Here is a 14,424-nt window from a genome sequence, read left to right on the forward strand (position 1 = left end):
GTTCGGGGGGAAGTGGGTCACACTTGATTCGGATCGATGCCGGCGTAGGACAGGAACGCGCCCAGCGCCTCGCCATAAAGGTCATTCATGCGGTGCTGGACCTCGGGTGGCCAGCGGGAGTGGATGCGCTTGATGATGGTCACCAGGTCCGAGCTCCAGGTCTCGTCTTGGAAGGCGTAGTCCACCAGGTGCAGGTTCATATCGGTGCCGCCGCGCCGAGCGCGTCCAGCGAGCTGGATCAAGTTGACGAGCATCCCGGCGATCACTTGTTCCTGGAGGGTGGGGGTCATGGCCGAGAACTGCGTGGGGGAACGGAGGATCAGGCCGAGTTGCTGCCATGCCTGTTCGCCCGCGGCTCTTAGGACTTCCGCAGGGTCGCCGGAGCCGCCGTCGGGCAGCACGCTCATGCCTGCGGCGTTCACGCTCCCGTACATCCACGCGGGCTCGTCGATGGTCAGGGGCGGCCGGGTGCAGAGGTAGATCGATTGCACGGCCGAGCGGGTCGCGACCACGATGTTCAGGCCGCGGGCGATGACCGACAGCGGGGCGATAAGGATGTCGCCGTAGGCCGGGAAGTCCTCGAACTGCTCGGGTGTGACGGGCCGGGCAAGTGTCTCGGACGGGAGGTACCTGGCATAGCGTGTGGGGTCATCTGAGGGGACTGCGACGCACACACGGTGGTTGAAGCCCTTGGCACGGGACAGGCCTAGCGCGAGATAGGCGCATTGTTCGTAGCTGTTGGCGGCCAGGATGACGCGGGCCCGGTCGGGGTCTTTGCGGCGCAGCTTCTCGATCTTCTGGGAGATTTTCGTCTCGTATAGGCGCGTGCCGAGTTCGATCAAGGCCGAGGGCTTCCCGGCGGGGTGGGTGCCGGAGATCCTTATGGATTCACCCATGAGCGGGTGTCCCGACCCGTAGGTGATTTTGTGGGATTCAGCGACGATCGATCGGGCCTGGGCGTCGGTCATCCACCAGGCGACTGGCGCGTGCACATGCTCACGGACGGCCTGGGGAAAGTAGGCGGTGGCCGACAGCCCCACCACAGGGCGTTCCACCCTAGCTGTCAGCAGGGAGACCAGGCCGCCAAGTTCACTGACGTATGTATGGGGGTCGCCGGAGATGTTCTGCGCGGACAGCTCGGCGTCCTTCTCCTTGTTGTCGAGTCCGGTGACGCGGTATCCGGTGATGGCGCGCCCGAGCATGCCCAGAGGGAGGATGGAATTGACCGCGCGCGGGTGGACGGCCTCAAGGATGCGGTTGGCCGAGGACAGGCCTGAGTGCCGAAGCTGCTGCACGTGGTCGCGTAGCGTGGTCAGGGAGGTGTCGAGTTCTTTCAGGTAGCCGCGGACCACGAGCAGGTTGATCGCTCTGCTGCGGCTACGGGCGTCAGGAATGGTGTCGGCGAGGAGTCCGTGTAACTCCAGTTTCACCAGATCCAGGAAGTCATGCCCCCGCGGTGCGGTCAGCACGTCCAGCGCCCTGCGCACGTCGTCCCATCCCCGGTCCAGGCCGTTGTCCTGTCCAGCGAGGAGGCTGGAGGCTCCGTAGCGTTCGGGCAGCAGCGCATCAAGCTTGCCGAACAACTCGGGCGGGATGCTCTCGCCTTCGGCTACCGCTCCAGGGAAAAGGAGTCCGATCAGTTCGCGGTCGCGGGCATGTGCCAGCCGCCATCCCGCGTTCTGATGGCCGCTGCGCTGCTGTGTGGTGTGTTCGTCGTCGCTCGCGGTGAGGTGCAGCGCGCCGTGGCAGATGCTCAGCAGTAGGAACTCGGCCATCAGCCGAACGTGGCTGACGGAGTTGACCAAGCTGCTCTCGACACGGATGGGCATGTGCTTTGCGTCAGTGTCGAACTGCTGGGGTGCCGAGGTCCAGGGGCGGCGTGAGTGCAAAACGATGTGGGTGGCACACTTGTCGATCAAGTTCGACTGGAACTGGTCGATCTCGTCGATAACGACCGCGTGGCAGGTCCTCAGCGCGAACTCACGCACCGTGACGCCACGGGTCGGGCGGCCGTCCAGGTTTAAGCCGATCTTGAGGTTTCCGTCGATGAAGTTGTGATGGTTGGTGACCACCACAGCAGCGCCGCAAGCGGCGTAGATGGGAGCGAACTTGTCACACCGGGGAATCCACGGGCAGCTGGCGAACGCGCCCTCACGCTGCAACGTGAAGCAGTTTTCCCGGCCTGAGGGATAGGTTCCAGCGGTGTCCAGGAACCGTTCCTGGGCGCAGCCGTAGGCGAGATTGTCGATGTCGCGCTGTCCGCGTTTGCCCCACTCGCCAGGGTAGTGCGGGTCTTCGCGGATGAGCGCGGCGCTTTTGAGCGCTCGTTCCTGTCGGCGGTTAGGCGACATAAGCGGAACGCACGTGGCCCGCTGTTCGAGATGACCGTCCTGGTGCAGGAATTCCAGGTCTGCGGAGATGTCCCACGCGGTGGACAGGGTGGCCTTCACGTCGGGGACGACCAGCGCGATCCGCAATCCTTGGAGAGCGAACCAGGACGCGAGGACGCGGACCAGGACGGTCTTGCCGGTGCCAGTCGGGGCGTTGAGGATCTGGGTCCGTCCGGCGATCAGGCGCATCACCTCGACGACGGAGGAGGACTCTTCGCAATGAAGTTTGCTGAACAGCCGGGCGAGGGTATCGTGAAGGTACCTCTCTGTGTCGCTGTCGTAGCGACGCTCAACGAGTGCCGCTGCGTCCAGCAGTTCTTTTACTGTCGGTGAGATTTCCGGTGTGTAGGGCACGGTGGAAACCGTGGGGAGCGTGGAATGATCCGGGGCGGCGACGAAATCGGGGTAGGTGGGGATGGTGAGCTTTCCATGCACCCAGCCCTCGCCGGTGACGTACACCTTCTGGGTGTGCCAAACTCCCGGTCCGGCGAAGTCCGCGGGCTGCTGGCGGGCGCTAGGACGACGGAAACGCGCGGTGATCCTGTCCACATACGCCAAGAGGTCGCCGCCGACGTGAGGGCGGGCGGCGTCCGCCCGGGACGGGATGTCGCCGGCGAGGATGAATGGCCGCAGAACGGCCGCCCGATGCTGCTCGACATCGTCATCGAGAGCTCCTAGCAGGGACCTGGCGGCCACGGCGAACGCCTTGGCGTCGGCCAGTTCAGCGGGCGCCAGGGCCATCACGTCCGCGACGCGGCGTCGGGCCTCATGATCCAGACGATGCCAGCCGTCCCAGGCCTGCGGCTTGCGCGCGGCGAAGAACGCAGCCTCCCGAAACGGGGCGAGCAGACCGCCGTTCTCATGGCGTGGGAAATAGTGCCCGGCCAGTGCTAGAGCGGCGTAGACGAAGACGTGCCGGACCGGAAGTTCACTCATGCCCACTCCGCCCCTGCCTCGGCGCACACCATCACCGCGAAATCCGTGGCTGTCAGGGCCCTCATTTCGTACTTGACGCAGATCGCGTCCAGCAAGGGCACCTGGCCAGCCCTATGGTCGGGGACGACCAGCCACTGCGCGCGGCCCCGGTCACCTTGGGCACGATGGATCGTCTTACCCAACGTGTGCGCGTGCGTGTAGTCCTTCAGGTCGGCTTTGAACTTCCGAACCGTGCCATCGGGCTTGGTCACTTTCACGAGGTGGTCGTAAGCGTCGCCCATGGGCCACAGGCCCACCTGTGCTCCTGTCCTCGCCAGCCGACTTTCCAGTTCCTGGTGCAGTCGTAGTTCTGCCAACCCAGGGACAGTCGTGTAGCGCCATACCCCGCGCGCCAGCGCTTTGCAGCCGTTGGCCGACCGCGCTTGGGGAGGTTCACCGGGGACGCCCAGGTGCAAGGGGACCTCCCGCGTGATCGGCCTGATGACGTCCCCGAACGGCTGTAGCGTGGGAGGGCCACCCTCGGTGAGGTGGAAGTAGTAGGAGGCACCCGTCTCGGCATGCCTAGGGTAGAAGCATTCGGCCTTACCGTAGTTCTTGCCTCCCGAGCGGTATTCGGTCACCTTCATCGGCCAGCGGCACACGGGGCAAGGGAACCACCAGTCGCGATAGAGGGACTGGTACGAAATGTCGGTGTAGAAGCCGACCGCCTTCAGAGGAAGCCCCAAGTCCGACAGTTCGTCGGTGTCGCCCGCGGGATGCGTGATGAGGTTCGTACGGTCGTGAACGTACTGCTCCGGCCCCCGCCCGGAGATCGCTTCGAAGACTTCCTTTTGAGCGAGGTGGTTGCGCACCTGGTCGGCGCTGACGCGCCCTCCGGAGAAATCCCGCAGATTCCTGATCAGGTTGAGCAGTTCAGCGTTCTCCCACCGCAGATCGAATGCATCCTCGGTGACGTATCCGTCGCTGTCGAGGATGGTCAGGTCTTCCAGCCCTTCGGTGGATATCCACGACGGGAGCATGTCACGGATCGGCCCGCGCAGCTTCGCACGGAACTCGCTGAACGGCAGTCGAGCGTTGGGACCGAGGGCGGCGAGCGCGTCCCCGTGGCACTCCATCAGTGTCGCCAGCCGCTCCTCGGGACGGAGGCCAGGAGCGGTCAGGGCTTCCCCGGCGATCAGGAAGGCGGTGTTGAGAAGGGAGAGCGCTTCGGTCTCACCGAATTCGACGCCCTCGTCAGACAGTGCAGGGGCCATGACGCAGCACGATAGAGCAGGGCGCCGACAGTTCGGCGGCACTAAGCAGTAATTCTAGGTATCACCCCATATCGGACGTGCCGTCACCGCTAGGTACGGTATCCAATTTTGGATAAATGGTCCGGTACTGATGCGCGTATTCCAACACGTGTCGTCTGCCGAGTTCGGTGAGGTGCCAACGGTACTCCCGTACATGGGTGCCGTCCTCCGACATAACAGGCACGAACTCGATGAAGCCGCGGCTGGCGTGGCCTTCTGGTGCGGGCTTATACCCGACCGCAAGATAGAAGGGTGCCTTACCAGCGAGGAAGTTCTCGCTCAAACCGTCCGATCCCGCATCGACGATGCGCAAGATCGTCCGCCAGAGCCACTCTGACAACAAATGCTGCGGCGCGCCGGGATCGCGGGGCTCGTCGAGGCCCGCGCGGGCGGCAGCCCGTCCGGTCCGGGTGAGCTCCACGACCACTCGAGGAATAGAACCCAGTCCAGGCAAGTCGACCTGGTCCTCACTCACCGACACCAGTCCGCTGCGTGACAGGGCGTGCAGGGTCGGGCCAGCACCGGGATCGTGCACGCCGCGGGCCCGTAGCCGTTCCTGAAGGCGCGTGTATCCGACGAGGTCGGCCGGAGCACGAAGCGCGAACGGCAACTTGCGCCACTGTGAGGCGGGGGGGACCGGCAGGTGATGGGCCCGCCGTATCCACATCTCCGCTTCTGTCATCCGGTCATCACGCATGATCTCGCCCAGATAGATACGCTGACGATCATTGAGTGCGCCCCAACGGCTCAACGAGGCGGCGCTGGGCGGCTTGCGGCCTGGGTCCGGCATCGCGGGTGCCTGATCGTTGGGCCGGGAACGAAGCCATGCATCGAGCACCACCCGACAGGGCACGCCGTAAAGATCGGCCAGTCGGCGTACAAGCCGGCCGGTATGCCAGGGATCCCGCCACCTCCATCCACGCAGCGTGCGCCCCCGTTCGAGATCACGGAGTTTGGTGGCGCTGACAAACAGCTCCTTGCCCAGCTCGTCCTCTCGCAGGATCGCAGCGGCCCTCTCGGTGGACAGTCCCGCAGCGAAACGCAGATCAGCCAGCGTTTCCGTGCCGGGCCTGCGTCCCGTCAACGCGGCCACAGTACAGCCCAGCGCATGAGCCAACCGTTTCAGATTCTGCGCCTCGGGAGTGTGCCGTCCCGCCTCCCAATACTCGATCATGCGGGTCGTCGTGCCCACCATCTCCGCCAACTGACGGGCATCCAGCCCCGCCTGTGCCCGCAGGTCCCTAAGCCGAGCGGGATCCACCATCAGCAGACGATTCGCCATAGCCTCAAGAGGAACGCAACGAAGTCTTCATCGCAACTCAGATATCTGAGTCCTCGGGCGCGTCGCGGGACTGTAAGACCAACGGCCCTGTCTCTCTCGGTGGTGACTGAGAGTGGGTTAGGCCAAGACGATGCAGTGGCGGAGCCCGACGAAGCCGACCCGGTAGTGCATCTGGCGCATGATCCGCTTGATCTTGGTGTGCACGCCTTCGCTGTCGCCGTTGCTGAACGGCAAGGTGACGGCTGCGCAGACAGCGTCGCGGTTCTGGTCAAGGTCGAGGATGAAGGCGTGCAGATGAAGGAGATCGGCGGCCTTGGTACTGGCGATCCACGCATCCAGACGATCGGCATTGCCCTCAGGTGGCCGTAGCAGGCCAACGAAGCCACGGACGAGCCCGGACAAATCGATCACCTCCGGGCGGGCGACGATAAGGTCGCTTAGTACTTCGTTCCTTAAAGAAGGTAGGTAAAACGTCGTCGATGTGGAGAGGCCCGGAAGGTGGACGGCCCCAGATCCAGGGACGGCGCGGGCGTTGAGCGGGAGGTCGCCGGGGTAGTGGCGTAGGTGATCTCATCGGGATCAGCGAAAGTCTGCCTGGCCAGGGCGTGGCGGCGGAAGATCCGCCGCCACGCTTCTTGCAGGTTCAGCCAGCAGGCGCCCTTGGGATGTGCAGGCCGCCGTACACCCACATCTTCTCCGTGCCGCGGCTGTATTACCCGCCAGCCGTGGGGTGTCCAGCCGGGCCCGGGAGCAAGGGTCCGCAGCATGACGGGCCGAGTTCATCGGCGGCCACGACCATGAGGTGCTCTACAACTTCCGGACAGTCGGGAACATAACCTGACAGAGAGTCTGGAAGAGGTAAGTACGTGACGCGGCGTCGCAGGCAGTTCTCGCCCGAGTTCAAGGAGGAAGCCGTCCGCATGGTGCTGGACGGCCCCGCACGGTCGCCTCGGTGGCCCGTGAGTTCGGCATGAACCCCACCACGCTCGGCAGCTGGGTCAACATGCACAAAGCCATCCACCCCGAGACCGAGCAGCCGCTGCCGGGGCCGGAACGGGCCCGGATCCGCGAGCTGGAGCGCGAGAACGCCGAGCTGCGCGAGAAGCTGACGTTCCTAAAAAAAGCAGCCGCCTTCTTCGCCGCCGAGACTCGATGACGCTCGCCAAGTACGAGCTGATCGACGCGGAGAAGGCCACCCACCGCATCGTCCGGATGTGCCGATGGCTGCAGGTGTCCACACTTCGGGGGGAACCCCCCTACTACGAATGGCGCGACCGTCCCGCCTCGGCCACCGCCCAACGACGCGAACACCTCAAGACCCTCATCACCAGCATCTTTACCGGCAGCCACCAGACCTATGGCTACCGGCGTGTCCATGCCGCCCTGACCCGCGCCGGCCAGGAGTGCTCACCCGAACTGGTCCGGGCACTGATGCGCCGACTCGGCCTGCTCCCCATCCAGCAGCGGGCCTTCCGGCCCACCACGACCGAACAGGGCAACTTTCGCGGCATCCCGGACCTGGTCCGCCGTGACTTCACCGCACCCCGGCCTGGAGTCAAACTGGTCGGCGACATCACCTACATCCACACCCAGGAGGGCTTCGCCTACCTCGCCACCGTCATCGACTGTCACAGCAAAGCCGTCATCGGCTGGGCGATGGCCGAGCACTACCGCACTGAACCGGTCAAAGACGCCTTGCGCAAAGCTCTGGGCACCGGCCTGGTCGAGCCGGAGGCCGTCTCCCACACCGACCGCGGCTCGAACTACACCAGCGATGCCTCCGGCCGGTTCTGCGCCGACCGGCAGATCCGCCGCTCGGCCGGCCGCACCGGCGTTTGCCACGACAACGCGATGGCCGAATCGTTCTTCGCCGCGCTCAAAACCGAGTGGCTGGACCAGGCCGTCTTCACCACCCGGGCCAAGGCCAGGCAGCAGGTCATCCGCTACATCGAGGGCTTTTACAACCGGCAGCGCCTGCACTCGGCGCTCGGCTACCGCACGCCTCTTGAGGCACTCACCGAGCACTACTCACACCCACGAGCCGCATAGGCTCAGCCCGCAAATCGACTGTCCGGAAAAATCGGGGCACCCCACCCACCACCCAGACACCCCCGCCAGCGATCATCTGACGGGGGCTCCGTGCCATTAGCGTGCCATTAGGTTCGCGATCTTGGGCGTCTGCGTTGTGATTCCTTGGGGTGATCACTCGCTGATACCGTTGCCTCGCCGATCATGCTTTTCATCGCGTCAGCGATCTTCCGACCTACTTGTGCGGTGCTGTGCGGGTAGATCACCGCGGCCCGCACGCTGTCTTGCCCCATGCGCTCCATGAGGTCACGAAGGCTTGCCCCAGATCCCGCCGCGGGCCGGGATCAGCCGTTCGGGTCCTTCGGAGTCGCCTCCACGATGGACAGGACGGTACCGGTGGGGACGACGCGGGACAGCTGCAGATCGGCCGCCTCGAAAAGCTGAGAGAACTCCTGCGCCGTGCGCTCACGACCGACGAGAGAAGCCATCAGCAGAAGGTCGACGAGCTTCGCCTGGTGCGGGGCGTTGCCGGGGGGAACGACCGCGTCGATGACCAGGATCCGCCCGCCCGGCCGCATCGCCGTACGGCAGTTGCGCAGAATGGTCACGCACTGGTCGTCCTCCCAGTCGTGCAGGATGCGCTTCAGCAGGTAGACGTCCCCTTTGGGGACCCCGGTGAAGAAGTCCCCCACGGCCAGTTCCCAGCGGCCACCGGCCTCCGCCACGTCCAGCAGGTGGTGCCGCAGGACGTGCTCGGCGTCGAAGAGCACACCCCGCAGCCCGTCCCTCCGGCCCAGCACCTCCAGCAGCAGCCCGCCCTGGCCGCCGCCGACGTCGACGACGACTCCCGAGTCGGGGAATTCGCAGGCCGCGGCGATCGGCGCGTTCTCCTGGGCGGACATGGCCGCCATCCCATGGTGGAAGATGGCCGCCGTCGCCTGATCTTGTGCGAAATAGTCGAAGAACGGCATGCCGAAGATGTCGTCGAACGCCGGGCCGCCCCGCTGCAGGCAGCGTTCCATCTCGCCGGCGGGCCGCCACATCGACTGGTCCGTGAGCATCAGTACGGCCGCCCGCGCTGACAGGGCCGCGTCCGTGCGCAGCGCGTCCCCCGTAGGGGTGAGGCGGAACCGGCCGTCGTCCAACTCCTCGAAGATCCCGCGGGTCGCCGACACCCGCAGGGCCCGGTACAGGCTCTGCGTGTTGACACCTGTACGCCGGGCCAGGTCTTCGACGGTACGCGGACCGTCCGCGAGATGATCTGCCACGCCGGTCGCGGCTATGGCCCGCAGGGCGGCCGTGTAATAGAACATGAGTGCTTCGTCGATCAGGAAGGACGCCGACGCCCGGCCGTCGACGGTCGCGCTGTCCTCTTCGTGGCGGCCTTCCATCGAGGTGCCTCCCTTGGTGGGATCTGCGTGTGCTTCGCCGGCGCGACGGAGCACGCCGTCCGCCGATTCTGCGGTGTGGGACCTCGTGCGAGCCTATGGGCCTGCCGGATTCTCAACCATTGGTCCAGGGGGCGATATCCGGCTGCACCGTGAGTGAGCAAAGTGTCGCGCGGGTCACCGGCCCGCCACCCCGGTCGGCCGGTTCTGCGCTGCGGCGAACGGCGGGAGGTGCGAACGGAGGAGAGGACGCCGGATCCCTCCCGCCGTCAGCTCACTTCCTGGCACCCGCAAGCGCACTCTCAGGCCGTACCAACTCCGCGGGCTGCTCCTCTGCGGCGTCGAGGTTCACTGCAATCCGCCTCACAGGAGACGCTCGACGCCATCATCGTGGCCCCCGCCACCTACAACACCATCGACGAATTCGCCCAGGGCATCGCCGACACCTACGCCCTCGGCATCCTCTCCGAAGCCCCACCCTCGGCATCCCGGCCGTCATGCTGCCCTTTGTGGACTCGGCTCTCGCAGGCAGAGCCCCGTTCCGCCGCAGCATCAACGACTCAAGGCCGGTCCCGGCGGACGTGCAGGACTCCGGGCCACCGCCGCACGCGCACCGCGCCGCCCTCACACCGTTCGCCGGCCTCTGGTCGCGCCGTCGCCCCCATGCAGCACGACGATCGTCGGGGGGTGGCCGATGTTCCGCTGTAGTCAGGGGCCGATCGAAGATCCAGGCTTCGTTCCTCACCCTGGCTCACCGGGCGTCGGGGGCTTGTCTGTGTCGCGTTTCGCCCAATGAAGCCTGGGGTTGAGGGCGGCCCAAGCGCACGAGTTCGTGAGCACGAGTGGCTGAAGCATATGCGGTTCTCACGTCTGGGCCTGGCTGTCATGGCCAATAACGTAGACATTCGTGGGCGCCCCAAATAATCAGAAGGCTCGTCTGCGCCCCTTCGAACTATCGAGAGGTCTCTGTGCCGGAATCTTCAGAGAAGGCCGTGCAAGCAGTCGCTCGGGTCGATGCCCTCCACCAGTTGGGCACAATCGTCCAGTGGCGCCCTTGCTCTCGCCATGTCAGGCACACGCGGAAGCCTCGCGGCTGCGACGACTGCACGTTCGATCACGTTAAGACCTGTCCCACCTGCCGTATGTGGCCGTGTCCCACGCACCTGGCCCTGTACGACGAGACGGAAGAAGGGTGCAGTCACCGAATTCCTGTCGAGCCGGTCACAGATGGGACGAGCCATCATTCCGAGCGGCCGATCGTCGTCGGCGACCGCAGAGCGACCACGGACGTTTACGCATGGTGGAGCCAGTCTGGATGGGCGCCGGCAGCGTTCTGTTTCACCTTCATAGCCGGCCTTGCGCCTGAAGAGGTGCTAAGCCGGCTGGGACTCACCGAGGACTCCGAACAGGAGGGTTTCGCCACCATAGAAGTCGGCCGCGCGCCCGGTGGATCGATCATGGTGGAGGACGGCAGTGCCGGGATCTTGCGCGACGTGGTGCACACTCTCTCGCAAGGCACGTCGATCGCCAGCGTTGAGCGCAGTGTTAACCATCACTCCCGCTTCATCCATGCAGCAGATGGCCACATCGTCGCCCGGCTGGTCCCGATGTTCGCCCACTGGAGCGACAGTACCGACCCTGAACGGCTGAAGCAGGACCTCGAAGAGTTGGGCATGCTCTGGGACTTCGACTCGGACCCCGAGGTCTTCCCGCCTTACATTGAGGGCGCTCTGGCGCTCGCTGAACGACGTACCGGAGTCCGACTGGAACCCAGCCACCTCCAGCCCGGCGGCTTACCTCACCGCGCCTCCATCGCCCGCTACTACGAAAGCCCTGAAGGTACATTTCCAGAGCTGGCTTGACCTAGGTGTGTTCCATTGGTGAAGAGATTCGGTGAGCGAGACCCGCGTACCACTAGGTCATGGGCCCGGTCGGGTTGCAGTTTGGGTTGCAGTTCGCCGCGGTACCAGTGCGTTTCAGGCGGATCTGGGGACGGTGTTGGTCCAAGTGACTAATTAAGTGATTAAGTCGCGGCGCCTGTGCGCCAGGCCATCGCCTCGACCCTGTCCATCCCGCCGATCGGCCGCTCGTGACGCTGAGACGCCGGTCGGCACGCGCACATTCGGCCCCGGAGCAGGCTTCTCACTCCGGGGCCTTCGTACGCTAATCGCCACACGTAGCCTCCTCCGAGGCCGGGTTGGTCTGCGGCCGGCAAAGCAGCGCGTGGAGCAGGCCGCCCCTCAGTTGAGGTCGATGTAGCGCGTGCACTTGCCGGTGAGGACGCTGCTGATCTGGATCTTCACGTACGGATGCCGCTTCTTCGCGATTGCGACGTCCTTGGTCTGGCGGTCGTAGACCGTCGGGAAAGATCGCGCTTCCAGCCCGAATTTCTGGATGGTGGTCTTACCGTTGTCCGCGCGCCAGTAGACGTCGGCGCTCATGAACTTGTAGTTCTCCACGTCGGTGAGGTAGATCTCGCGCAGCATGGTGCGGTTCTTGTCATAGTCCCGGTACCACACCTTGACCCGCCCGCCATTGCAGGTGACCGACTTCCTCTTGTCGACGCGCGACACGAGGGCCTGCGCGTGCGCTGCCTGGGCCTTCTCGCCGGCGGTGGAATGCGACGCTTGGGCCGCCTCGGCGCCCGGTACGACGCTGATCGCACCCGCTACCAGGATGGCCAGGGCGATACCGAACTTTCTCGTGACAGTCACGAGGCTTCCCTTCTCATACGGGGATCGACTTTCAGGGATCCCGACTGGGTTGTGACAGTTCGAGAATGCGGGCTGCCGCGCAAGCAGGGCTTTCATGGCTCTTTAGTAGCTGGTCACATGCATCGCCCCCGTCCGCCGCACATCGACCTCGCCTGTCGGTCGCGGAGCGGGTTAGTAGGTGAGTCCGACTTACGGTCCCGCCGCGGCGCCGTCGACGGCCCCCGCGCGCAGGCCCTCGCATTGCCGGCCGCGCATGATCGAATGCATATTCTCTGTAATCAATCAAGGTCGGCCTGCGGCTGCCGGGCCCGTTGGCGAGAGAATTCGCGGCATGACCAACATGGACAAGGCCGCTCCAGATGCCGAGTCCAGATCACCACACCGCCGGTCCTGCACAATTGGCGGCAGGTGTCGACGGTGTGCTCGATGTCTTCGTCACTGATGTTGCCGAACAAGCCGCGGACGAGCACGACATCTGCCGGCACCATGTCCCGGTAATAGTCGGTAAGCGCGGCATCGGCTGTGATCACCTCGACCTGTGAGAGCCCCGCAACTCGCACCGCCTCTTCGGTGATCGCGGTGTTGCCCGGGTCTAGTTCGACCAACCGCGCGTGGACATCGTCCCCGGCCCGCTGCCGCTTCGTGGTGGGGCGAGGCGGACGGGAGGTCAGGCAGGGGAGACGTGCGCGTCCGCGCAGGTCATGGGTCCCGTCTGTAGTTGCAGTTCTGGTTGCGGTTCAGGGATGTTCGATGTCGTTCCAGCCGGAGGGGGGTCCGTCGAGGGCGCCATGGAGCGCAGCCCCTGCGAGTACTCTGGGTCACTGCTCTCCTTCAGTCTGCTCCTCGCGAACACCGATACTCGCGGGTTGGTCGAAGGATGGCGGGAAGACGAGATCACCTCCACAGAGGCAGGCGGCGCCTTGGTGGAGTCCTGCCTGCGGGATTCGCCGCCCGGGCGGGTGAGCGGCCGGCAGGGGCTTGACATGGATGTCGCGTGCGAGATCATGCGGCAGATGTACGCCGAGGCGCCGGAGGTGACCGGGTGACCGAACAGTGGCAGATCCTCGCGTCCCTCGTTGACTGGTTGAACCGCAGTAACGGCACCGGGGACCACGAGATCGCCATCCGCGTCATGAAGGTGGGGGAGGAGTTCGGTGAAGCGGTCGCGGCCTATGTCGGCATGACCGGTCAGAATCCGCGGAAAGGAGTCACCCACTCCGTCGAGGATGTGGCGGGCGAACTGGTCGACGTCGCCGTTACGGCCCTGGTCGCACTGCACTCCTTCACCGACGATCCGCAGGCGGTGTTCGAGGCGAAGCTTGCTCGGATCGCTGATCGAGCTACCGCGGCGGAGGAGTCGCCTTGAGCATCTACGCCACCCTGTTCTGCCTGGATGCCGACAACCACGAGCCAGGGCAGTGCGCAGTCTGGCGGGAGGTGCCGAAGTCGGCCGGCCGGTGGGACGCGGCCACAACCGACGGCAGGTACTGGGTGCGTGTCGATGCCGCCTGTACGTGCGGCAACGGGGCGCCGCTCATCTATCAGGGCAGCCATGTCAACCCGTCCGAGATTGACGCCCCTGGGGGATCCCTCCTGGTGTGCGGCATACCTGACCACTGCCATCCGGATGTTCGCGGCACCGATGATGCCGGCCGTCCGGTGGAGTTCCTGCGAGTGTTCGCATCCGAGGACGAGAGGACCTATCGGGGCGGCGAGCCAGGACAGGCCACGCTCATACTGGACCTTGAGCAGGTGACCGAACTGCGAGACATGCTCAACGGGTGGCTTGAGAGCCGAACGCCCACCCCGGAGCGGGGGGATGGCTTGTAGCGGATTCCGTAAGACGGTGCACAGCCACGCCCTGACGTGGCTGTGCACCCGGCGATATGGAGCCTCTGCTCCTATTTCTCCTGCATCAACGACTCGGGCAGCTTAGGTCCGCCGGCGATCCCGTTGCAGGACCAGAAGGAACCCCCGTTGCTCAGGTAGCCATCAGGAAGCCACCCTTCTTTGCTGGTTCCGGCGACCCGTGCGTACGTCCAGGTGTGGCCGTAGCCGTTGACGGCGTAGCACCAGTAGTAGAGATAGGTGCCCACGTTCACGTAGCTGGCGCGGTCGCACACGTTGTAGGGGGCGGCCTTCATGTAGCCGGCCTTGGTCACGGTGCCCGTCGAGTCGTCGTAGTTGGCGTGTCGCCAGTCCCCGCAGTACGGGTCGTCAGCAGACGCCGCCGATGATGTGGCACTCGCGTTCGCCTGAACGGTGCTGACACCGGTTACCAGCGCTGCCGCGCATAAGGCGATACCGATCTTTCTCATCACAGTCATGGTGCTGTCCCTTCTTCTGGGTCTTCGGGAATTGTGAGGCAGGAACAGCCCTGGTGATCTGCTCTCC

At 65.1% G+C, this 14,424-nt stretch carries 12 protein-coding genes and 1 pseudogene; 5 read left to right on the plus strand and 8 right to left on the minus strand.

Translation table 11 applies throughout. From position 1 onward, the window contains the following. Window positions 1-17: 17 nt before the first annotated feature. The 4 genes from BJ982_RS19375 to BJ982_RS19390 all read right to left on the minus strand — a co-directional run bounded on the left by BJ982_RS19375 (window position 18) and on the right by BJ982_RS19390 (window position 6,311). Window positions 18-3,326 carry a DEAD/DEAH box helicase family protein gene (locus BJ982_RS19375; RefSeq protein ID WP_184882032.1) on the minus strand — a complete coding sequence of 1,103 codons (3,309 nt, stop codon included), beginning with the start codon at window positions 3,324-3,326 and terminating at the stop codon, window positions 18-20. Further along, a complete protein-coding gene (locus tag BJ982_RS19380; protein WP_184882034.1) occupies window positions 3,323-4,579 on the minus strand; it encodes a restriction endonuclease-related protein in 1,257 nt (418 codons plus the stop codon). Before BJ982_RS19380 ends, BJ982_RS19375 begins: the two co-directional genes overlap by 4 nt. Before the next feature lie 61 nt (window positions 4,580-4,640). Further along, entirely contained in the window at window positions 4,641-5,900 is a 1,260-nt protein-coding gene (locus BJ982_RS19385; RefSeq protein WP_184882036.1) for a helix-turn-helix transcriptional regulator, read from the minus strand. A gap of 117 nt (window positions 5,901-6,017) precedes the next feature. After that, the gene (locus tag BJ982_RS19390) at window positions 6,018-6,311 is read right to left on the minus strand and encodes a transposase (protein WP_184882038.1); all 294 of its coding nucleotides are present in this window, start codon (window positions 6,309-6,311) and stop codon (window positions 6,018-6,020) included. 455 nt (window positions 6,312-6,766) lie between these two features. Here BJ982_RS19390 and BJ982_RS19395 point away from each other — a divergent pair. Next, window positions 6,767-7,949 (plus strand): annotated as a pseudogene (locus BJ982_RS19395) (IS3 family transposase). 323 nt (window positions 7,950-8,272) lie between these two features. Here the strand turns inward: BJ982_RS19395 and BJ982_RS19400 are convergent. Further along, window positions 8,273-9,319: a methyltransferase gene (locus tag BJ982_RS19400; RefSeq protein WP_184882040.1), complete on the minus strand. Its 1,047-nt coding sequence runs from the start codon at window positions 9,317-9,319 to the stop codon at window positions 8,273-8,275. A 1,139-nt stretch (window positions 9,320-10,458) separates the two neighbouring features. On the opposite strand from BJ982_RS19400, the gene BJ982_RS19410 reads away from it, so the two are divergent. Next, entirely contained in the window at window positions 10,459-11,178 is a 720-nt protein-coding gene (locus BJ982_RS19410; RefSeq protein ID WP_221482348.1) for a DUF6461 domain-containing protein, read from the plus strand. Between the two features lie 378 nt (window positions 11,179-11,556). On the opposite strand, the gene BJ982_RS19415 is transcribed toward BJ982_RS19410, so the two are convergent. Beyond that, window positions 11,557-12,030 carry a hypothetical protein gene (locus tag BJ982_RS19415; RefSeq protein WP_184882044.1) on the minus strand — a complete coding sequence of 158 codons (474 nt, stop codon included), beginning with the start codon at window positions 12,028-12,030 and terminating at the stop codon, window positions 11,557-11,559. 278 nt (window positions 12,031-12,308) lie between these two features. Then, entirely contained in the window at window positions 12,309-12,635 is a 327-nt protein-coding gene (locus tag BJ982_RS19420; RefSeq protein WP_184882046.1) for a class I SAM-dependent methyltransferase, read from the minus strand. Window positions 12,636-12,818: 183 nt separating this feature from the next. Between BJ982_RS19420 and BJ982_RS19425 the strand changes: the two genes are divergently transcribed. From BJ982_RS19425 to BJ982_RS19435, 3 genes are read left to right on the plus strand one after another with little or no spacing between them, the layout of a single operon-like run. Then, window positions 12,819-13,076 (plus strand): hypothetical protein, encoded by a 258-nt coding sequence (locus BJ982_RS19425; protein WP_184882048.1) that lies wholly within the window; start codon window positions 12,819-12,821, stop codon window positions 13,074-13,076. Then, window positions 13,073-13,396, plus strand: a complete 324-nt coding sequence (locus BJ982_RS19430) for a MazG-like family protein (protein WP_184882050.1) — start codon at window positions 13,073-13,075, stop codon at window positions 13,394-13,396. Before BJ982_RS19425 ends, BJ982_RS19430 begins: the two co-directional genes overlap by 4 nt. Continuing rightward, on the plus strand, window positions 13,393-13,860 hold the full coding sequence (locus tag BJ982_RS19435) for a hypothetical protein (RefSeq protein ID WP_184882052.1): 468 nt from the start codon (window positions 13,393-13,395) through the stop codon (window positions 13,858-13,860). Before BJ982_RS19430 ends, BJ982_RS19435 begins: the two co-directional genes overlap by 4 nt. A 71-nt stretch (window positions 13,861-13,931) precedes the next feature. On the opposite strand, the gene BJ982_RS19440 is transcribed toward BJ982_RS19435, so the two are convergent. Beyond that, window positions 13,932-14,348 (minus strand): hypothetical protein, encoded by a 417-nt coding sequence (locus tag BJ982_RS19440; RefSeq protein WP_184882054.1) that lies wholly within the window; start codon window positions 14,346-14,348, stop codon window positions 13,932-13,934. Between the last annotated feature and the right edge of the window lie 76 nt (window positions 14,349-14,424).

The sequence above is a fragment of the Sphaerisporangium siamense genome, assembly GCF_014205275.1.
GTDB classification, from domain to species: Bacteria; Actinomycetota; Actinomycetes; order Streptosporangiales; family Streptosporangiaceae; genus Sphaerisporangium; species Sphaerisporangium siamense.